This is a genomic window from Microbacterium sp. AR7-10 (genome assembly GCF_001878835.1).
Taxonomy (GTDB): Bacteria; Actinomycetota; Actinomycetes; order Actinomycetales; family Microbacteriaceae; genus Microbacterium; species Microbacterium commune.
Genome location: NZ_MJIR01000002.1, coordinates 22682 through 42301, shown reverse-complemented (window position 1 = coordinate 42301; position 19620 = coordinate 22682). Strand labels below are relative to the sequence as shown.

Sequence of the window (19620 nt, the reverse complement as noted above, 5' to 3'; positions counted from 1 at the left end):
GCGGACCGGCGTCCGTTCTGGTAGATTTATCTTGACGTCAAGATAAATTGCTCGTTCCGTCGAGCGGCCGCACGACGCACACTGGTAAGGCCAACCTTGCTAGCCGTGCCGCTCACTCGGCGAGCAAGATGGAAGCGCCTGTCGCTCCCATCCGATCAGAAGGAGACGGATTCGTGTCCACGGTGAACAGCTTCGGTGCCAAGAGCACCCTGACAGTCGGCAGCACCGACTACGAGATCTTCCGCATCGACACGGTCGCGGGTCACGAGAGGCTCCCCTTCGCTCTGAAGGTGCTTCTCGAGAACCAGCTGCGCACCGAGGACGGCGCGAACGTCACGAAGGCGCAGATCGAGGCGCTCGGTTCGTGGGACCCCACCGCGGAGCCCGACACCGAGATCCAGTTCACGCCGGCGCGCGTGGTCATGCAGGACTTCACCGGCGTGCCCTGCATCGTCGACCTCGCCACCATGCGCGAGGCCGTCACCGCGCTCGGCGGTGACCCGAATCGCATCAACCCGCTCTCTCCCGCCGAGATGGTCATCGACCACTCCGTCATCGCCGACCTGTTCGGGCGCCCGGACGCGATCGAGCGCAACGTCGAGATCGAGTACCAGCGCAACGGCGAGCGCTACCAGTTCCTGCGCTGGGGTCAGACCGCGTTCGACGACTTCAAGGTCGTGCCCCCGGGCACCGGCATCGTGCACCAGGTGAACATCGAGCACCTGGCCAAGGTCATCTACGACCGCACCGTCGACGGCGTGCTGCGCGCATACCCCGACACCTGCGTCGGCACCGACTCGCACACCACGATGGTCAACGGTCTGGGCGTGCTCGGCTGGGGCGTCGGCGGCATCGAGGCCGAGGCGGCGATGCTCGGTCAGCCGGTGTCGATGCTCATCCCGCGCGTGGTGGGCTTCAAGCTCACCGGCGAGATCCCCGCCGGCGTGACCGCGACCGACGTGGTGCTCACGATCACCGACATGCTCCGCCAGCACGGCGTGGTCGGCAAGTTCGTCGAGTTCTACGGCGCCGGTGTGGCCTCCGTCCCGCTCGCGAACCGCGCGACCATCGGCAACATGTCGCCCGAGTTCGGTTCGACCGCGGCGATGTTCCCGATCGATGACGTGACGCTCGACTACCTGCGCCTCACCGGCCGTGACGAGCACGCCGTCGAGCTCGTCGAGCAGTACGCCAAGGTGCAGGGCCTGTGGCACGACGCCGACAAGGAGCCCACGTACTCGGAGTACATGGAGCTCGACCTGTCGACGGTCGTCCCCTCGATCGCCGGTCCCAAGCGCCCGCAGGACCGCATCCTGCTGGCCGAGGCGAAGCAGCAGTTCGAGAAGGACATCCTGAACTACACCTCGGCGAACGAGGCCTCGGTCGAGGTCGAGGGCACGTTCCCGGCATCCGATCCCGGCAACGCGCCCGGCGTCGAGCGCGAGCACGTGTCGGAGGAGGGCGTGTCGTACCAGCACGAGGACGAGCACCAGCACTCCATGCTCGCCTCGAGCGGCGGGCACGGCGCATCCAACCCGGTCAAGGTGACGACTCCCGACGGGCAGAAGTACATCCTCGACAACGGCGCCGTCACCCTCGCCGCCATCACGTCGTGCACCAACACGTCGAACCCGTCGGTGATGATCGCCGCCGGTCTTCTCGCCCGCAAGGCGCGCGAGAAGGGCCTGAAGCAGAAGCCGTGGGTGAAGACCACTCTCGGCCCCGGCTCGAAGGTCGTCACCGACTACTACGAGAAGTCCGGCCTCGACAAGGACCTCGAGGGTCTCGGCTTCTACACGGTCGGCTACGGCTGCACGATCTGCATCGGAAACTCCGGCCCGCTGATCGAAGAGGTGTCCGAGGCGATCAACGAGCACGACCTCGCCGTCACGGCAGTGCTCTCGGGCAACCGCAACTTCGAGGGGCGCATCAGCCCCGACGTGAAGATGAACTACCTGGCCAGCCCGCCGCTGGTCGTCGCGTACGCCCTCGCCGGCTCGATGCACTTCGACTTCGAGGCCGATGCTCTGGGCCAGGACGCCGACGGCAACGACGTGTTCCTCAAGGACATCTGGCCGGCCACCGAAGAGGTGCAGGAGATCATCGACAGCTCGATCTCGCGCGACCAGTTCATCAAGCAGTACGCCACCGTCTTCGACGGCGACGAGCGCTGGAAGAACCTGCCGACGCCGACCGGGCCGATCTTCGAATGGGACGAGGCGTCGACCTACGTGCGCAAGGCGCCCTACTTCGACGGCATGGAGCTGACCCCCGCTCCGGTCACCGACATCAGCGGCGCTCGCGTGCTGGCGACGCTGGGCGACTCGGTCACCACCGACCACATCTCGCCGGCCGGAAACATCAAGGCCGGCACGCCGGCCGCGCAGTACCTCACCGAGCACGGTGTCGAGCAGCGCGACTTCAACTCCTACGGCTCGCGCCGCGGAAACCACGAGGTGATGATCCGCGGCACGTTCGCGAACATCCGCCTGAAGAACGCGCTCGTCAAGGCCGTCAACGACGGTCAGCAGATCGAGGGCGGCTTCACCCGCGACTTCACGCAGGAGGGTGGCCCGCAGGCGTACATCTACGACGCATCGCAGAACTACCAGGACCAGGGCATCCCGCTGGTGATCTTCGGCGGCAAGGAGTACGGATCGGGCTCGTCGCGCGACTGGGCGGCCAAGGGCACCAACCTGCTCGGCGTGAAGGCGGTCATCACCGAGAGCTTCGAGCGCATCCACCGCTCCAACCTCATCGGCATGGGCGTCGTCCCGCTGCAGTTCCCCGCCGGGGAGAGCTGGGAGTCGCTCGGGCTCGACGGCACCGAGGTCATCTCGATCGAGGGTCTGACGGCTCTCAACGAGGGCACCACGCCGAAGACGGTCAAGGTCACGGCCACCCCGAGCGAGTTCTCCGCCGAGGGTCGCGAGCCGATCACCTTCGACGCGGTCGTCCGCATCGACACACCCGGTGAGGCCGACTACTACCGCAACGGCGGAATCCTGCAGTACGTGCTGCGTTCGCTGGTCTGACCCGCGTCGCGCAGGGGCCCGGATGCTTCGGCATCCGGGCCCCTGCCGCATCCCGAGGTAGAATATTCGGATGCGCACGCCTTCCCCGGCGGGCGATCCACGTCGCGGAAGGACGTCCATGCCGATCCTGCCGAGCATCACCGGCCCCCGAGATCTCGATCGACTCTCCAGCGGGGAACTGGTCGAGCTGGCGGCTGAGATCCGTGCATTCCTCGTGGAGAACGTCGCTCGCACCGGCGGGCACCTCGGCCCGAATCTCGGCGTCGTCGAGCTCACGATCGCGCTGCACCGCGTGTTCTCGTCTCCGGACGACCCGATCATCTTCGACACCGGCCACCAGTCGTACGTGCACAAGCTGCTCACCGGTCGCCAGGACTTCTCCGAGCTGCGCTCCCGCGGCGGGCTCGCCGGATACCCGCAGCGATCCGAGAGCGTGCACGACGTCGTCGAGTCGTCGCACGCGTCGAGCTCGCTGAGCTGGGCCGACGGCATCTCGCGTGCGTTCACCGCGACAGGACGCGCCGATCGGCACGTCGTGGCGGTCGTCGGCGACGGCGCCCTCACGGGGGGGATGACGTGGGAGGCGCTGAACAACATCAGTGACGACAACGAGCGCAACCTCGTCATCGTCGTCAACGACAACGGCCGTTCCTACGCGCCGACCATCGGCGGCATGTCGCGCTATCTCAACCGCGTGCGCACCGCGGGTATGTACCGCGAGATGCACCGCAAGTCCGACCGGCTGTTCCGCGCGTTCGGCCCGCTCGGCCGCGCGGTGTTCCGCGGCGTGCGCGGCGGCACCCACGGCTTCCTCTCGCGGTTCGCGAACAACGTGGCGCTGTATTCCAACCTCGACATCAAGTACCTCGGGCCGGTCGACGGCCACGACGTCGAGGCGCTCATCGAGACGCTGCGCTACGCCAAGGACTACGGCGCACCCGTGATCGTGCACGCCATCACCGAGAAGGGGCGCGGCTACCAGCCCGCCCTCGACGACGTGGCCGACCAGTTCCATGCGGTCGGGCGCATCGATCCGAAGACCGGCGGAGCCCTGTCGTCGTCGTCCGGCACCTCGTGGACCTCGGTGTTCTCCGACGCGCTCGTCGAGATCGGCAGCCGCGACGACAAGGTCATCGCGATGACCGCCGCGATGCTGCGTCCGACCGGCCTGGCCGCCTTCGCCGAGCGCTTCCCCGATCGGGTGTACGACGTCGGCATCGCCGAGCAGCACGCCGTGGCATCCGCCGCGGGACTCGCGTTCGGCGGCCTGCACCCCGTCGTGGCCATCTACGCGACGTTCATGAATCGCGCCTTCGACCAGGTGCTGATGGACGTCGCCCTGCATCGCGCCGGGGTGACGTTCGTGCTCGACCGCGCCGGCGTGACCGGGCCGGACGGGCCGAGTCACAACGGCGTCTGGGATCTCGCGATGCTGCAGATGGTGCCCGGCATCCGGATCGCCGCGCCGCGCGACGCCGTGCGTCTGAGCGAGTGCCTCGCCGAAGCCGTCGCGATCGACGACGCGGCGACGGTGATCCGCTATCCCAAGGGCGATGTGCCCGACCCGATCACCGCGATCGAGCGTCTCGCCGACGGCACCGACGTGCTCGCCCGCGGCGATGAGGAGGACGTGCTGATCGTCGCGATCGGCGCGTTCGCCGAGGTGGCCGTCGACATCGCCGCGCGTCTGAGCGCGCGCGGCATCGGGGCGACGGTGATCGATCCGAGGTGGGCGGTGCCCGTGCAGTCGTCGGTCGTCTCCCTGGCGGCACGGCATCGTCTGGTGATCACGCTGGAAGACGGCATCCGCGTCGGCGGCATCGGCACGCGCGTGCGCCAGGTGCTGCGCGAGGCGGGGATCGACACCGGGGTGGACGAGCTGGGTGTGCCGGACGAGTTCCTCCAGCACGCGTCCCGCGAGCAGATCCTCGAGGACGCCGGACTCACGGTCGACAAGATCACGGCCGACATCGTGGCGCAGGTCGGCGGCACCCGGATCCCGGTCGCGAAGGCTCCCGGCCAGACCGGGGCCCTCGACCTCTCTCTCAGCCAGAAGCGCTGAGCTCGCGCGGTGGGTGAACCCGTGCGCCTCGCCCTCATCGTCAACCCGCAGGCGGGCAGGGGGCACGCCGTGCGGGTGGGAGCCGCGGCCGAGCGCGCGCTGCGGGCGGCCGGGGCCGAGGTGACCCTTCTCGTGGGGGAGTCGGCCGAGCAGACCCTGTCTCTCGCCCGCCGGGCGGTGCGCGCCCAGTCCGACGGCATCGTCGTCGTCGGCGGCGACGGCACCCTCACCGGCATCGTCGACGTGCTGGCGCAGAGCGGGAAGCCGATCACACTGGTGCCTGCCGGCACAGGGAACGACCTCGCCCGGTCGCTCGGCATCCCCACCCGCGATCCGCGGACGGCCGCCCTCGCCGCGATCCACGGCCGCGCCCGCACCATCGATCTCGGCACGGTCTCGTCGCGGGGCTCGGAACGGGTCTTCCTCACCGTCGCCGCCCTCGGCTTCGACGCGAAGGTGAGCGAGCGCACGAATGCGCTGCGGCGCCCCCGCGGCCCGCTGCGCTACTACCTGGCGCTGGTGATCGAACTCGTGCGCCTGCGTCCGGTCGTGTTCCGGGTCTCGATCGACGGCGGCAGCGCTCAGGTGCGGCCGGGCACCCTGCTGGCCGTCGGCAACACCCGCAGCTACGGTGGCGGGATGCCGATCTGCCCCGGCGCCGACCCTGACGACGGTCACCTCGACGTGGTGCACGTCGCGCCCGTCAGCCGCGCGCGGCTGGTGCGCCTGTTCCCGCTGCTGCTGCGCGGGCGTCACCTGCGGCGTCCCGAGGTGCGGCACGAGCGGGCCACCTCGGTGCGGGTGTCGGCCCCCGATCTGGTCGTCTACGCCGACGGCGAGCGCGTCGGGGTGGGGGAGTGCAGCATCGGTGTGCGCCCGGGCGCCGTCACCATGATGATTCCGAGGGAGTGAGCACATGCCGTACGACGAGGATGTCGTGATCGTGGGATCCGGCTTCGGGGGATCGGTCGCGGCGCTGCGCCTGTCCGAGAAGGGATACCGAGTGCGGGTGCTCGAGGCCGGCAGACGCTTCGACGACAGCGACTTCGCGAAGACGTCGTGGGATGTGCGTCGCTACCTGTGGGCACCGAGGCTCGGGTGCTTCGGCGTGCAGCGCATCCACCGCCTGCCGCATGTCATGATCCTCGCCGGCGCCGGGGTCGGCGGCGGATCGCTGAACTACGCGAACACGCTGTACGAGCCGCCGCCGGCCTTCTTCGCCGATCGGAACTGGCCCGCCGGCAGCGACTGGCAGAGCGAGCTCGCCCCGCACTACGCGACGGCGAAGCGCATGCTGGGCGTCGTCGACGAGTACCCGCACACCGGTCCGGTCGAGCGGATCATGGCGGGTGACGCCGAAGATCTCGGCGTGGGAGAGACCTTCCGCCGGGCTCCGGTGGGGGTCTTCCTCGGCATGCCGGGGGTGCGGGTGCCGGATCCGTACTTCGGCGGGCAGGGACCGGATCGCACCGGATGCACGCTGTGCGGCAACTGCATGATCGGCTGCCGGGTGGGCGCGAAGAACACGCTGGCGAAGAACTACCTCGCCCTCGCCGAGCGGCGTGGCGCGCGGATCGAGGCGCTGCGCACCGTCGTCGAGGTGCGCGAGGATCCGCGCGGCGGCTACCTCGTCACCACCGAGCGCTCGGGCGCCTGGCTGCGCCGCCGACGCCGGACCATCCGCTCCGAGCAGGTGGTGCTCGCGGCCGGCACCTGGGGTACCCAGCAGCTGCTGCACCGGATGCGAGCGTCGGCCGCGCTGCCCCGGATCTCGGATGCCGTCGGACGGCTCACCCGAACGAATTCGGAGGCGCTGGACGGGGCGGTGGCGACGCGGGTTCCGGATGCCGCGGGGTACGCCCACGGTGTGGCGATCACCACGTCGTTCCACGTCGACGAGCGCACGCACGTCGAGAACGTGCGCTACGGTCCCGGGTCCAACCTGATGGGCGCTCTCGCGACGGTCCTCGTCCCCGGAGGTCGCTCCCTGGCCAGGAGGATCAGTTCGCTGCTCGCGGCATTCGGCCGGCATCCGCTGCGTCAGCTGCGCCTGGCCAGCCTGCACCGCTGGAGCGAGCGCGGCATCATCGCGCTGGTCATGCAGACCGCGGACAACTCGCTCACCCTGTCGCTGCGCCGCCGTTTCGGACGCGACGTGCTCACGAGTCGGCAGGGACACGGCGCGCCGAATCCGTCGCACCTGCCGGAGGCCCATCGCGCCGTGGCTGCCATCGCCGGGCGCATGCAGCGCGAGACCGGCGTGCGAACCGAGCCGCGCGGCTCGTGGCCGGAGGTGTTCGGGATCCCTCTGACGGCGCACTTCCTCGGCGGTGCGGTGATCAGCGACTCGCCCGACCGTGGCGTGGTGGATGCCTGGAACCGGGTGTGGGGGCATCCGGGGCTGCACGTCGTCGACGGCTCGGCTGTGCCGGCGAACCCCGGCGTGAACCCGTCGCTCACGATCACCGCGCTCGCGGAGCGGGCCTTCGCGCACTGGCCGCGACGCGGTGAGGACGACCACCGACCCGCACCGGCGGGCTGAGCGAGCCACGCGGAACGGCGACAGGGGCCGCACCAGACGGTGCGACCCCTGCTCGCTCGAGCGTCAGCTCTGCGCGATCCCGCGGATCGGCGGGGTGTGGAACGTGCCGCCGAAGACCCGCTCCGACGCGCCTTCGCGGTCGAGGTAGGGCGAGGCGCCGCCGTCGATGAACGGCCAGCCCGCGCCGAGGATCAGGCAGAGGTCGATGTCCTCCACCTCGGGCACGACGCCCTCGTCCAGCATGAGGTGGATCTCCTGCGCCAGGCCGTCCTGCACGCGCTGCAGGATGGTGTCGGCGGATGCCGGAGAGCTGCCGACGTGACCCTTGAGCACCTTCTCGGCGCTCTTGGTCCAGCCGACGACCCGGCCGCCCTTGTCCTTCTCGACGACGGCATCCAGCTCGGCGAGAGCGTGGAAGTTCTCGTTGGCGTAGAAGCGATCGGGGAAGTGGCGCACCATGGTGTCCTGCACGTGTGCGGCGACCTTCCACCCGACGAGGTCGATCAGCTGGAACGGCCCCATCGGCAGACCGAGCGGACCGAAGGCCTTCTCGACGTCGGCGATCGGCGTGCCCTCGTAGACGGCGCGTGCTGCTTCGCCCATGACCTTCGCGAGCAGACGGTTCACGACGAATCCGGGTGCGTCCGCGGTGAGGACCGCGTTCTTGCCCAGACCCTTCGCGACGACGAACGCCGTCGACAGCGCGGCCTCCGCCGTGTGCGGCGTCTTCACGATCTCGATCAGCGGCATCACCGCAACCGGGTTGAAGAAGTGGAAGCCGACCAGGCGCTCGGGATGGGCGAGCTTCGAGCCGATCTCCTCGACGGACAGCGACGAGGTGTTCGTGGCGAGGATCGCATCGTCGGCGACGATCTTCTCGATCTCGCCGAACACCTGCTGCTTGACACCGACCTCCTCGAACACGGCCTCGATCACGAAGTCGCAGTCGGCGTACTGGCTCTTGTCGGTCGTGCCCGTGACGAGCGAGCGCAGCCTGTTGGCGGTGTCGCCGTCGAGGCGGCCCTTCTGCTCGAGCTTTCCGATCTCGTCGTGGATGTACGCCATGCCCTTGTCCACACGTGCCTGATCGAGGTCGGTGATCAGCACCGGCACCTGGAGCCTGCGCACGAAGAGCAGCGCGAACTGACTGGCCATCAGACCCGCACCGATGATGCCGACCTTGGTGACCTTCTTCGCCAGAGCCTTGTCGGGAGCGCCGACGGGGCGCTTCGCGCGCTTCTGCACGAGGTCGAAGGCGTACATCGACGCGGCGAACTGGTCGCCGGTGACGAGCTCGGCCAGCGCCTCGTCCTCTCGGGCGAAGCCCTCGGCCCTGGTGCCGCTCCTGGCCTTGTCGAGCAGGTCGAGCGCGACGTAGGGCGAGCGCGGAACGGTGCCGATCTTCGACTCGAGCATGCCGCGTGCCGTCTTGATCGCGATCGGCCACTTGACCGTGCGCTCGATCTTGCCGGGCTCGTTCCTGCGCTCGACCTTCTTTCCGCCGAGCACGTCATCCGCCCAGCTGAGCGAGCTCTCCAGGAAGGTGGATGCCGGGAAGATGGCATCCATCAGACCGAGCTCGAACGCCTGCTGCGGCTTGAGCATGCGGTTCTGCTTGAGCGGGTTGGAGATGACGACCTCGAGGGCCTTCTCGATGCCGATGAGGTTCGGCACGAGGTAGGCGCCGCCCCAGCCGGGGATGATGCCGAGGAAGACCTCGGGCAGCGCGAGCGCCGCAGCCGATGCATCGACCGTGCGGTAGGTGGAGTTCAGGGCGATCTCCATGCCGCCGCCGAGCGCGAGCCCGTTGACGAACGCGAACGACGGCACGCCGAGCTCCGACAGCGAGCCGAGCACCTTGTGTCCGAGCTGCGCGATCAGGCGCGCGTTGTCCTTCGAGCCCAGCCGGCTGATGTCGGAGAGGTCGGCTCCGGCGGCGAGGATGTACTGCTTGCCGGTGACGCCGACCGCCTGGATCTCGCCCGCCGCCGCACGGGCCTTCAGCGACTCGAGCGTCTCGCCCAGTTCGATCAGCGTGGCAGGGCCCAGCGTGTTCGGCCTGGTGTGGTCTCGACCGTTGTCGAGGGTGATGAGCGCGAGCACCCGGCCCGAGCCGAGGCGGATGTCTCGAACGGGGGAGTGCGTGACCACCTCTCCGTCGGCGAGAGCGGAGAGCGGTGTGAAGTCGATGCCGGCATACGGGGCGTTGGTCGTGTCCTTCATCGCCGTCACTTCCTCTTCTTGCCGTCGTAGAACGGGTTCTCCCAGACGACCGAGCCGCCCTGGCCCAGCCCCACGCACATGGCGGTCAGGCCGTAGCGCACGTCCGGTCGTTCGGCGAACTGCGCGGCGAGCTGGATCATCAGACGCACTCCGGATGCCGCGAGCGGGTGTCCCAGGGCGATCGCGCCGCCCCACTGGTTCACGCGCGGGTCGTCGTCGGCGATGCCGAAGTGATCGAGCAGGGAGATCACCTGGATCGCGAACGCCTCGTTCAGCTCGAACAGACCGATGTCGGAGATCTCGAGGCCGGCCTTCTTCAGGGCCTTCTCGGTCGAGGGGATCGGACCGATGCCCATGATCTCGGGCTGCACGCCGGCGAAGGCGAAGGAGACCATCCGCATCTTCGGGGTGAGCCCGAACTCCTTGACCGCGCCGCCGCCGGCCAGCAGCGACATGGTCGCACCGTCGGTCAGCGGCGAGGAGGTGCCGGCGGTGACGCGACCGTGTGGACGGAAGGGCGTCTTCAGCGCGGCGAGGTCCTCCATCGTGGTCTGCGGGCGACGGCCCTCGTCCTCGGTCGCGAGTCCCCAGGCGCCGTCGGCTCCCTTGATCGCCACCGACACGAGGTCGGGCTGGATCTTGCCCGCGTCGTACGCGGCCTGCACCTTGTGCTGGCTGAGCATGCCGAAGCGGTCGGAGCGCTCCTTGGTGAGGTGCGGGAAGCGGTCGAAGATGCGCTCGGCGGTGACCCCCATGTTCAGGGCGCCGGGGTCGACCATCTTCTCCGCGACGAAGCGCGGGTTCGGGTCGGCGTTGCCGCCGATGGGGTGGTGGCCCATGTGCTCGACGCCGCCGGCCAGGGCGACGTCGTACATGCCGACGCCGATCGACGCGGCCATCGTGGTGACGCTGGTCATCGCGCCGGCGCACATGCGCTCGACGGCGAGGCCGGGGACGGTCTGCGGAAGGCCGGCGAGGATGGCGACAGACCGGCCGAGGGTGAGACCCTGGTCGCCGGTCTGCGAGGTCGCGGCGATGGCGACGTCGTCGATGCGGTCGGCCGGCACGGCGGCGTTGCGCTCCATCAGGCCGATGGTCGCCTTGACGGCGAGGTCATCCGCGCGGGTGTTCCAGTACATGCCCTTTTCGCCGGCGCGCCCGAACGGGGTGCGCACTCCATCGACGAAGTAGACGTCCGAGATCTCGGCCACTCTGCCTCCATAGGTTGGGGTTCACGTCCAGCCTAGGAGCGGGGTAGGGCCGCTCTGAATCGGTTGGATCGAACCTACGAAGCGTTCGGGAGCCCCTCGACGGCCGTTTGCGGCCCCTCTACAAACGCATCGACGATCTTCTGTGCGGTATGCGCAACCTGCCAGGGGCGAGCGCCGAGCTCGAGCAGCGCGGCGGCGACGGACTCGGCGGTCAGATCGGCCGGCGGCTGCCAGGCGACACGACGCAGGTGCTCGGGGGTCAGCAGGTTCTCGGTCGGCATGTGCAGCTCGTCGGCGAGCGCCTCGATCACGGGGCGGGCGGCCTTCAGCCGCAGGTCGGCGTCCGGGTTGCGATCGGCCCACGCTCGGGGCGGCGGGAGAGCATCGCTCGGCACGCGCTCGCGGGGCAGGTCCTCGGTGGTGCGACCGCGCTCGATCGCGGCCCACCAGCGATCGATCTGCGTCCGACTCGCACGCCCGTTGAACGTCTTGAGTCCGGCGAGCTCCTGCTTCGACCGCGGCGCGGCCAGCAGTGCGGCGAGCAGCGCGCGGTCGGGCACGAGGCGGCCGGGCGAGACATCGATCTGCTCGGCGTACTGCTCGCGTGCCGTCCACAGCTCCCGGGCCACAGCCAGCTGGCGGGCACCGCGTACCTTGTGCAGCCCGCTCAGCCGGCGCCACGGCTCCTCGCGGGGCGGCTTCGGCAGACGGTGCAGCGTCGCGTCGAACTCCTCGGCGGCGATCTCGGTCTTTCCTGCGGCCTCGAGCTCGTCGACGAGCGCATCGCGCACATCGACGAGATGAAGGACATCCAGCGCCGCGTACTCCAGCCACGGGCCCGGCAGCGGCCTGGTCGACCAGTCGGCGGCCGAATGCGCCTTGGCCAGGGTGATGCCCAGGGTGTGCTCGACGACCGCGGCGAGTCCGAAGCCGTCGCTGCCGAGAAGCCGGGAGGCGAGCTCGGTGTCGAAGATGCGCGCCGGCTCGAGGTCGAGCTCACGCAGCGAGGGCAGATCCTGGCTGGCGGCGTGGAACACCCATTCGGCGTCGCCGATGGCATCCTGAAGCGGGTGGAAGTCGCCGATCGCGGGCGGGTCGAACAGGAACACACCCGCCCCGCGGCGGAACACCTGCACCAGGTACGCGCGCTGGGAGTAGCGGAATCCGGATGCTCGCTCCACGTCGACGGCCACCGGACCTGACCCCTCGGCGAGCGTCTCGGCTGCCCGCTCGAACTCCGCACGGTCGTCGATCACGGAGTACTCAGCCACGTGCACCCTTTCTCGCGCCGAACACGGCGACGTCCTCTGATCCCGGCGGGAGCCCTGCGAGCATCCCGACCAGCTCCGCCCATGCTTCCACATGCGGGCCCAGCGGAGCATCCGGAGTCCACGACGCGCGCAGCTCGATCTGCGCCCCGTCGCCCTCCGCCGCCAGCGCGCCGAAGCCCTTGGAGAGCATCTTCGTCGACGTGCCGGACGCCGAGTGATAGCCCGCGTCGCGCGAGTCGAGGGCGTCCACCAGCCACGACCAGGCGACGTCCGCCAGCAGCGGGTCGGTGCCGATCTCGGGCTCGAGCGGGGCCTGCGCGAACGCGACGATGCGCCACGCGCCGCCCCAGGCGTCCGGTTCGTCGGGATCGTGCAGCAGCACGAACCGCCCGGTGCCGTACACCGAGTCGCCGTGATCATCGGGTCGCACGTCGGCGGCGAGGGCCAGGGCGAAGGGCGCGAGCCCGGCGGGTGACGGGATCTCCCGCACGACGATGTCGCTGCGGAACGCCGTCTCACGAAGCTCTGCCGCCGCTGCGTCGAACAGCGCTGCGGCATCCGGGTGTGCGCTCACGTGGACAGGCTAGAGTCGGGAGGCGATGAAGAGTCTCAGGCACGCCGTAGCCTTCGCCGTCCCCGCTGCCATCGCGGCGGGAGCCGCGGCAGGAGCGGCCGCCGTCCTCGCGACGGCACGCCGGGTGGTGATGCCCTCCGTGCGTCGGAACGACACCCAGATCCTCGCTGTCGACACCGGCGCCCAGACGATCGAGCTCTCGCGCACGCCCGACACCGAGCTGCCAGGGCGGTACGGGCTGTTCACCACGGGCACCTACGGATACGTCAAGCTCGGAGCCGTGCTCAGCGCCGACGCCACGAGCGTGCGCCGCAAGCTGCTCACCCAGATCGAGCCGGGCGCGAGAGTCGATCGCGACGCGGCGTTCAGCGGCTGGTACCACCAGTCGCCGAGCGAGCTGCACCTGCCCTGGGAGAGCGTGCTGATCGGCTCGCCGGCAGGCCCCTGCCCGGCCTGGCTGTTCCCGGCCGACTCGTCGACGTGGGTGATCCAGGTGCACGGTCGCGGCACCCTCCGCTCCGAGTGCCTGCGCGCGGTCCCCGTCATGCACGCGCTGGGCCTGCCGACCCTGGTCGTGTCGTACCGCAACGACGGCGAGGCGCCGCGCACGCGGGGCGGCTCCTACGCACTGGGCGCCTCCGAGTGGCGCGACGTCGACGCCGCGATCGGATACGCGCTGCGGCAGGGCGCGCAGCGCGTCGTGCTGATGGGCTGGTCGATGGGCGGGGCGATCGCGCTGCAGACCGCCGTCTCATCCGAGCAGCGGGATGCCATCGCCGGCGTCATCCTCGACTCGCCGGTGGTCGACTGGCGCACGGTGCTGCGCTTCCAGGCGCGCGAGTCGGGACTGCGCGAGCCGCTGCCCGGTCTCGCCATGGGAGCGCTCGGGAACAGGTTCCTGGCCAGGCTCAGCGGCGCCGAGGAGGCGATCCCGTTCGACAGGCTCGACATGGTCGCCAGGGCGTCGGAGCTCGACGCCCCGATCCTGATCCTGCACAGCGACGACGACGGATTCGTCCCCGCTGACGCGTCGCACGCCCTGGCCGATGCCCGACCGGATCTCGTCACGATGCCCGAGTTCCACGTCGCGCGGCACACCAAGCTCTGGAACTACGACGAGAGCGCCTGGTCGTCGGCCATCACCGGCTGGTTGACCGCGCAGGGTCTGGCCTGACGCCGGGAGCGGCGCCGACCGTCGTCGTTCAGCGCTTGGCCTCGACCTGGCGCTTCGCGCGCATCAGCATCCCGGTCATGCCGCCGATCCGCAGCGGCGAGACGAGCCGCGTCAGGCCGATGCTCTGCGGGTAGTCGTTCGGCACGGCGAGGACCTCGTCGGCCGTGAGACCCGTCAGCCCCTGGGCCAGGATGCTCGCGAAGCCGCGTGTCGTCGGGGCCTCCGGCGGCGCCGTCGCATGCATGGTGACGACGCCGTCGGAGACCTCGATGTAGATGTACACGGGGGACTGGCATTCGGCGACCCGCTCGGCCATCTCGGGGTGAGCCGCGATCTCATCGGAGACGGGAGGGAGCTCGTTCGCGAACTCGAGCAGCAGCTCGAGTCGATCCGCTTCGGGCAGCTCGAGGAACTCGTCGCGGAACTCGGCGAGGGTGGCGGGGACGTGCGTGTCAGTCATCCCTGCCATCATCCCACCTCGCCGCGGGCCGGGCCTGTCAGAGCGAGCCGGGCTCGCTGCCGCTGACGATCGGCACGCGCACCGCGCTGCCCCATTCGGTCCACGAGCCGTCGTAGTTGCGCACCTTCTCGATCCCGAGCAGGTGCTTCAGGACGAACCAGGTGTGGCTGGAGCGCTCACCGATGCGACAGTAGGCGATGACATCGTCGGAGTCGTCGATGCCGGCCTCGTCGAGATAGATCGCCTCGAGCTCGGAGCGCGAGCGGAAGCCGCCGTCCTCCGCGACCGCCCTGCCCCACGGCACGCTCTGCGCGGTGGGGATGTGGCCGGCCCGGAGGCTGCCCTCTTCGGGGTACGCGGGCGCGGTGGTCCGCTCGCCGTTGTACTCCTCGGGGGAGCGCACGTCGATCAGCGGCCCGGTGCCGATGAACGCCAGCACGTCGTCCTTGTACGCACGCAGCTGCGAATCGTCGCGCTCGACGACCGGGTACTCGGTGCGCGCTCGCACGGTCTTGTCGGTGGTGATCTCGCGTCCCTCCGCGATCCACCGGTCACGACCGCCGTCGAGCAGGCGCACGTCCTGGTGTCCGAACAGCGAGAACACCCACAGTGCGTAGGCCGCCCACCAGTTGTTCTTGTCGCCGTAGATGACCACGGTGTCGTCACGGGCGATGCCCTTGCGGCTCAGCAGCTCGGCGAAGCCCTCGCCGTCGACGTAGTCGCGCACGACGGGGTCGTTGAGCTCGGTGTGCCAGTCGATCTTCACCGCGCCCGGGATGTGCCCGGTCTCGTAGAGCAGCACGTCCTCGTCGGATTCCACGACCACGAGGCCGGGGGCGCCCAGGTGGGCGGCGAGCCACTCGGTCGACACGAGGCGGCCGGGCTCGGCGTACTCGGCGAACTTGGGGGATGACGTGTCGTGATCGACGGCCACAGTGGCTCCTCTGGGTCGGGCTCGGGTGGGCATGCGACGGCGTAAAGTTGAGCCGTCCCCCTACGACGATAGATCCCCCGGCGCGCACCCGCATCCGGATCGTAAGACTATGACCTCAGGAACGTGATGACCCAGCAGATCAGCACGGGCGTCGTGCACCTCACCGAGCGCACGCCTGTCGTGACCGGTACCGAGATGCTGGCAAGCCTCGTCCCCCCTCCGCAGTTCGACGCGGCGACCTTCGACAGCTACCGCTCCGATGACCGCTACCCCTCGCAGGAGGCGACCAAGCAGCTGCTGCAGCGCTTCGTCGGCGAGGGAGCGGCGCCGGCGAAGAAGGCGGGCCTGTTCCGCCGGGCGCCGAAGGAGACGCCGATGAAGCCCGGCGTCTACCTCGACGGCGGGTTCGGCGTCGGCAAGACCCACCTGCTGGCGTCCGTCTACCACGCGCTTCCCGCACGCCGGAAGTACTTCGGCTCGTTCATCGAGTACACCGCACTGGTCGGTGCGCTCGGCTACAAGAACACGGTCGACCTGCTGAGCGGCGCAGACCTGCTGTGCATCGACGAGTTCGAGCTCGACGACCCGGGCGACACCATGGTGATGACGCGGCTGCTGGGTGAACTCGTGGCGTCGGGAACGAAACTGGCCGCCACCTCCAACACCCCACCCAACGCGCTGGGCGAAGGACGTTTCGCGGCACAGGACTTCCTGCGCGAGATCCACGCGATGTCCGAGAGCTTCGAGACGCTGCGCATCGACGGCGTCGACTATCGGCAGCGCGCGCTCGACGGCAGCGCGCTCGTGGCGGATGACGCGCGCTACGCCCGGGCCGTCGAGAGCGCGTCGGCATCCGGCGCTGCCTCCGACGACGAGTTCGCGGCGCTCATCCAGCACCTGGCACAGGTGCATCCGTCGCGCTACATCCGCCTGATCGACGGGCTGTCACTGGTGGGCCTGCGCGAGGTGCGCACACTGACCGATCAGTCCGAGGCGCTGCGCTTCGTGGCGTTCGTCGACCGGGTGTACGACGCGCAGCTGCCGATCGTCGCGACCGGGGTGTCGCTCGATCAGGTCTTCGCCGACGAGATGCTCGCGGGCGGGTACCGCAAGAAGTACCTGCGGGCGATCTCGCGTCTGAACGCGCTGACGCATTCGGCGGCCGAGTAACACGATCGTCACACCGGCCGCCGGGCTGTAACACGCCCGCAACACGGCGCGTCGTCGCTCGAAACATCGCGCGCACAGACTGACCTCATTCGTTCTACGGAGGAGGTTTCGATATGGATGCCACAGGCAACGTCTCGTGGGTGATCACCGCGACCGCGCTCGTGCTGCTGATGACGCCGGGGGTGGCGTTCTTCTACGGCGGTCTGGTGCGGGCGAAGAGCGTCGTGAGCATGATGATGATGAGCTTCGGCGCGATCGGTCTGATCGCGGTGCTCTGGGTGCTCTACGGGTACTCGATGAGCAGTGTGTCGTCGCCCGCGCACTTCGCCGGGGATCCGTTCGCGGACCTCGGTCTGGCGGCGGCGGCCTCGGCACCGGATGCCAACGTGGCCCTGCTCGGCGTCGCCTACGGCGCGACGTTCGCGATCATCACCGTCGCGCTGATCTCCGGGGCGATCGCCGATCGTGCCCGGTTCGGACCGTGGCTGATCTTCGTGGGCGTCTTCGGCACGATCGGGTACTTCCCGATCGCGGCGTGGGTGTGGGGCGGCGGGTGGATCATGCACCTGGGCGCGACCCTGTTCGGGGAGGACAGCGGTGTGGCCGTGATCGACTACGCCGGCGGAACGGCGGTGCACATCAACGCCGGCGCGGCCGCCCTCGCCCTCGCCCTCGTGCTCGGCAAGCGCATCGGCTTCGGACGCGAGCTGAACAAGCCGCACAACGTGCCCCTCACGCTGCTCGGCGCTGCGCTGCTGTGGTTCGGCTGGTTCGGCTTCAACGCCGGCGCGGAGTGGCTGTCGGAGGACATGGGCGGCGTGGGCCTGATCGCGATCAACACGCTCGGGGCCGCGGCCGCCGGCATCCTCGGCTGGGTGCTGGTCGAGAAGCTGCGGGTCGGCAAGCCGACGTCGGTCGGGGCTGTCTCCGGCCTGGTCGCCGGACTCGTCGCGATCACTCCCGCGTGCGCCGACCTGACGCCGGGGTGGGCGCTGCTGCTGGGTGCCCTCTCCGGGGTCGCGTGCGCGCTGGCAGTGGATCTGAAGTTCCGGCTCGGCTTCGACGACTCGCTCGACGTCGTCGGACTGCACCTCGTGGGCGGGCTGCTGGGCACGGTGTACCTGGGGTTCTTCGCCACCGGCCAGGGCCTGTTCACCGGCGGCGACCTGCGGCTGCTCGCTGTGCAGGTGATCGCGGCCGGGGGAGTGATGGTGTACTCGTTCGTCGTGGCCTACGCGATCGGCTTCGCGATCGAGAAGACGATCGGCTTCCGCGTCACCGGGGAGGACGAGCTCGCCGGCGTCGACCTCGCCGTCCACGGCGAGGAGGGCTACGCGCTGGAGCCGGCGCCCGCCGCTAGTGTGGGCGGGTGAGCTCGAGCAGCAGGTTCCTCTCGGTCATCGGCGACATCCTCGGCAGGGCGCTGTCAGGGCGAGGCGGGGGCGGGCAGCAGTCCCGCCCCCGCTCTCGCGCGCGGCTTCGCGTCGAGGGTGAGGGCGGGCAGCGAGACGTCGACGCGGGACGGATGCCCGGATCCGAGACGGTCCGGCTGGATCCGGCCCGCGTCGGCGCTGTCAGCGTCGGCTATTCGCCCTCGCGCAACGCGATGCCGGACTCCGGGGAGGTCATCTGGACCTGGGTGCCGTACGAGGAGAACGACGGACGCGGCAAGGACCGCCCGGTGCTCGTGATCGGCAGGCAGAGCGCCGACCGGGTGTACGCCGTGCGGATGACGAGCACACGCCATGATCGCGACCGCGACTTCATCCTGATCGGCTCGGGCAGCTGGGATTCGCGGGGGCGCGAATCCTGGGTCGACATCGAGCAGCTGTACAGCGTGCACCACGACGGCATGCGTCGGGAGGCATCCGTGCTGGACTCCGGTCGATACGGACGCGTCGCACAGGCGCTCATCAGCCGCTACGGGTGGGCGCGCCTCTGAGGTCAGGCGCACCTCTGAGGTCAGGCGCACCTCTGAGGTCGGAAGCACCCTGACGCCCGCACCGGACGACCGGCGCCGCTCAGCCCAGCACGGCGGGGCTCAGCCCAGGACGGCGGGGCTCAGCCCAGCACGGCGGCGAGCGCCGCCGGGGCCGTCGGGTGCCGGAACTCGAAGCCGCTGCCGGTGAGCGCGTCGGGCACGGCGTCGGCATCCGCCAGCAGCAGGGAATCGGCTGCTGCACGACCGAGACCCAGGCGCAGCGCCCACGCCGGCGCGGGGATGAGGTACGGGCGATGCATCAGGGAGGCCAGCGTGCGTCCGATCCCGCCTGCGGTCGCCCGGTGCGGTCCGGTGAGGTTTACCGGACCGTGCAGGTCGGAGTCGATGACGTGCCGGATCGCGCTGACCTCGTCCTCCAGCGAGATCCAGGGCCACACCTGGCGCCCCGACCCGAGCGGGCCGCCGAGTCCCACCCGGGTGAGGGCGATCATCGGCTTCAGCACGGCATCCGGATGCAGGATCGGCGCGGTGCGCAGCAGCGCGACCCTGGTGGCGTCGGCGGCTCGCATCGCCTCCCGCTCCCACTCCACGCAGATCTCGGCGAGGAAGGTCTCGCCGGGTGCGCCTGCCTCGTCGAGCCGGGCGCCGGGCTGGTTGCCGTAGTAGCCGACGGCGGATGCCGACAGCAGGGCGGGAGCCGCGGTCCCCAGCGCGAGCAGCGCATCAGCCAGCACCGCGGTGGGCTCCAGCCGCGACCGGCGGAGGGTGTCCCGGTAGCTCGCCCCCCACGGCAGCCTGCCGATGCTCGCGCCGTTGAGATTGACGACCGCGGCCGCGCCGGCCAGCACGTCTGGGTCGAGCGGACTGCCGGTGAGCCACTCGACCTCGTCGGCGCCGCGGGCGGGACGACGAACGAGATGCACCACGCGGGTGCCGTCCGCGCGGAGTGATCGCGTGAGCGCGCCGCCGATCAGGCCGCTCGCTCCGGAGATGACGATGCGTGAGTCGTTCATGTGCGCCAC

General features: G+C 69.9%; 15 protein-coding genes. 8 read left to right on the top strand and 7 right to left on the bottom strand.

Annotated features, from left to right (window positions below; translation table 11 throughout):
• Positions 1-128: 128 nt before the first annotated feature.
• The 4 genes from BFN01_RS00435 to BFN01_RS00420 all read left to right on the top strand — a co-directional run bounded on the left by BFN01_RS00435 (position 129) and on the right by BFN01_RS00420 (position 7639).
• Positions 129-3035, top strand: coding sequence for an aconitate hydratase (locus BFN01_RS00435; protein WP_177243765.1), 2907 nt, complete (start codon positions 129-131; stop codon positions 3033-3035).
• Between the two features lie 118 nt (positions 3036-3153).
• The gene (gene dxs, locus BFN01_RS00430) at positions 3154-5097 is read left to right on the top strand and encodes a 1-deoxy-D-xylulose-5-phosphate synthase (RefSeq protein ID WP_071640397.1); all 1944 of its coding nucleotides are present in this window, start codon (positions 3154-3156) and stop codon (positions 5095-5097) included.
• 9 nt (positions 5098-5106) lie between these two features.
• Positions 5107-6009: a YegS/Rv2252/BmrU family lipid kinase gene (locus BFN01_RS00425; protein ID WP_256220973.1), complete on the top strand. Its 903-nt coding sequence runs from the start codon at positions 5107-5109 to the stop codon at positions 6007-6009.
• A gap of 4 nt (positions 6010-6013) precedes the next feature.
• Positions 6014-7639, top strand: a complete 1626-nt coding sequence (locus BFN01_RS00420) for a GMC oxidoreductase (RefSeq protein WP_071640395.1) — start codon at positions 6014-6016, stop codon at positions 7637-7639.
• Positions 7640-7702: 63 nt separating this feature from the next.
• On the opposite strand, the gene BFN01_RS00415 is transcribed toward BFN01_RS00420, so the two are convergent.
• The 4 genes from BFN01_RS00415 to BFN01_RS00400 form a co-directional block, all read right to left on the bottom strand.
• On the bottom strand, positions 7703-9862 hold the full coding sequence (locus tag BFN01_RS00415) for a 3-hydroxyacyl-CoA dehydrogenase NAD-binding domain-containing protein (RefSeq protein WP_071640457.1): 2160 nt from the start codon (positions 9860-9862) through the stop codon (positions 7703-7705).
• Between the two features lie 5 nt (positions 9863-9867).
• Positions 9868-11073, bottom strand: coding sequence for a thiolase family protein (locus BFN01_RS00410; RefSeq protein WP_071640393.1), 1206 nt, complete (start codon positions 11071-11073; stop codon positions 9868-9870).
• A 74-nt stretch (positions 11074-11147) separates the two neighbouring features.
• Complete coding sequence (locus BFN01_RS00405) at positions 11148-12344, bottom strand: HRDC domain-containing protein (RefSeq protein WP_071640391.1); 1197 nt, start codon at positions 12342-12344, stop codon at positions 11148-11150.
• Positions 12337-12918 carry a DUF3000 family protein gene (locus BFN01_RS00400; protein ID WP_071640389.1) on the bottom strand — a complete coding sequence of 194 codons (582 nt, stop codon included), beginning with the start codon at positions 12916-12918 and terminating at the stop codon, positions 12337-12339. The genes BFN01_RS00405 and BFN01_RS00400 overlap by 8 nt, the downstream gene beginning before the upstream one ends.
• A gap of 25 nt (positions 12919-12943) precedes the next feature.
• On the opposite strand from BFN01_RS00400, the gene BFN01_RS00395 reads away from it, so the two are divergent.
• Positions 12944-14092, top strand: a complete 1149-nt coding sequence (locus BFN01_RS00395; protein ID WP_071640387.1) for a S9 family peptidase — start codon at positions 12944-12946, stop codon at positions 14090-14092.
• 28 nt (positions 14093-14120) lie between these two features.
• Here the strand turns inward: BFN01_RS00395 and BFN01_RS00390 are convergent, their stop codons facing one another.
• Positions 14121-14552, bottom strand: coding sequence for a SufE family protein (locus tag BFN01_RS00390; protein WP_071640384.1), 432 nt, complete (start codon positions 14550-14552; stop codon positions 14121-14123).
• Positions 14553-14589: 37 nt separating this feature from the next.
• Positions 14590-15486: a sulfurtransferase gene (locus BFN01_RS00385; protein ID WP_071640382.1), complete on the bottom strand. Its 897-nt coding sequence runs from the start codon at positions 15484-15486 to the stop codon at positions 14590-14592.
• Between the two features lie 126 nt (positions 15487-15612).
• On the opposite strand from BFN01_RS00385, the gene zapE reads away from it, so the two are divergent.
• The 3 genes from zapE to BFN01_RS00370 all read left to right on the top strand — a co-directional run bounded on the left by zapE (position 15613) and on the right by BFN01_RS00370 (position 18598).
• Positions 15613-16656 carry a cell division protein ZapE gene (zapE, locus tag BFN01_RS00380; RefSeq protein WP_071640380.1) on the top strand — a complete coding sequence of 348 codons (1044 nt, stop codon included), beginning with the start codon at positions 15613-15615 and terminating at the stop codon, positions 16654-16656.
• 113 nt (positions 16657-16769) lie between these two features.
• Complete coding sequence (locus BFN01_RS00375; protein ID WP_071640378.1) at positions 16770-18029, top strand: ammonium transporter; 1260 nt, start codon at positions 16770-16772, stop codon at positions 18027-18029.
• Entirely contained in the window at positions 18026-18598 is a 573-nt protein-coding gene (locus BFN01_RS00370) for a type II toxin-antitoxin system PemK/MazF family toxin (RefSeq protein ID WP_071640376.1), read from the top strand. The genes BFN01_RS00375 and BFN01_RS00370 overlap by 4 nt, the downstream gene beginning before the upstream one ends.
• A 119-nt stretch (positions 18599-18717) precedes the next feature.
• Here BFN01_RS00370 and BFN01_RS00365 read toward each other — a convergent pair whose 3' ends face one another.
• Positions 18718-19611, bottom strand: coding sequence for a TIGR01777 family oxidoreductase (locus BFN01_RS00365; protein WP_071640374.1), 894 nt, complete (start codon positions 19609-19611; stop codon positions 18718-18720).
• Between the last annotated feature and the right edge of the window lie 9 nt (positions 19612-19620).

Bases quoted from the DNA above. Each gene is read 5' to 3' on its own strand.
- BFN01_RS00435 (WP_177243765.1), top strand. From the start codon at position 129: ATGGAAGCGCCTGTCGCTCCCATCCGATCAGAAGGAGACGGATTCGTG.
- dxs (WP_071640397.1), top strand. From the start codon at position 3,154: ATGCCGATCCTGCCGAGCATCACCGGCCCCCGAGATCTCGATCGACTC.
- BFN01_RS00420 (WP_071640395.1), top strand. From the start codon at position 6,014: ATGCCGTACGACGAGGATGTCGTGATCGTGGGATCCGGCTTCGGGGGA.
- BFN01_RS00415 (WP_071640457.1), bottom strand. From the start codon at position 9,862: ATGAAGGACACGACCAACGCCCCGTATGCCGGCATCGACTTCACACCG.
- BFN01_RS00395 (WP_071640387.1), top strand. From the start codon at position 12,944: ATGAAGAGTCTCAGGCACGCCGTAGCCTTCGCCGTCCCCGCTGCCATC.
- BFN01_RS00390 (WP_071640384.1), bottom strand. From the start codon at position 14,552: ATGACTGACACGCACGTCCCCGCCACCCTCGCCGAGTTCCGCGACGAG.
- zapE (WP_071640380.1), top strand. From the start codon at position 15,613: ATGACCCAGCAGATCAGCACGGGCGTCGTGCACCTCACCGAGCGCACG.
- BFN01_RS00375 (WP_071640378.1), top strand. From the start codon at position 16,770: ATGGATGCCACAGGCAACGTCTCGTGGGTGATCACCGCGACCGCGCTC.
- BFN01_RS00365 (WP_071640374.1), bottom strand. From the start codon at position 19,611: ATGAACGACTCACGCATCGTCATCTCCGGAGCGAGCGGCCTGATCGGC.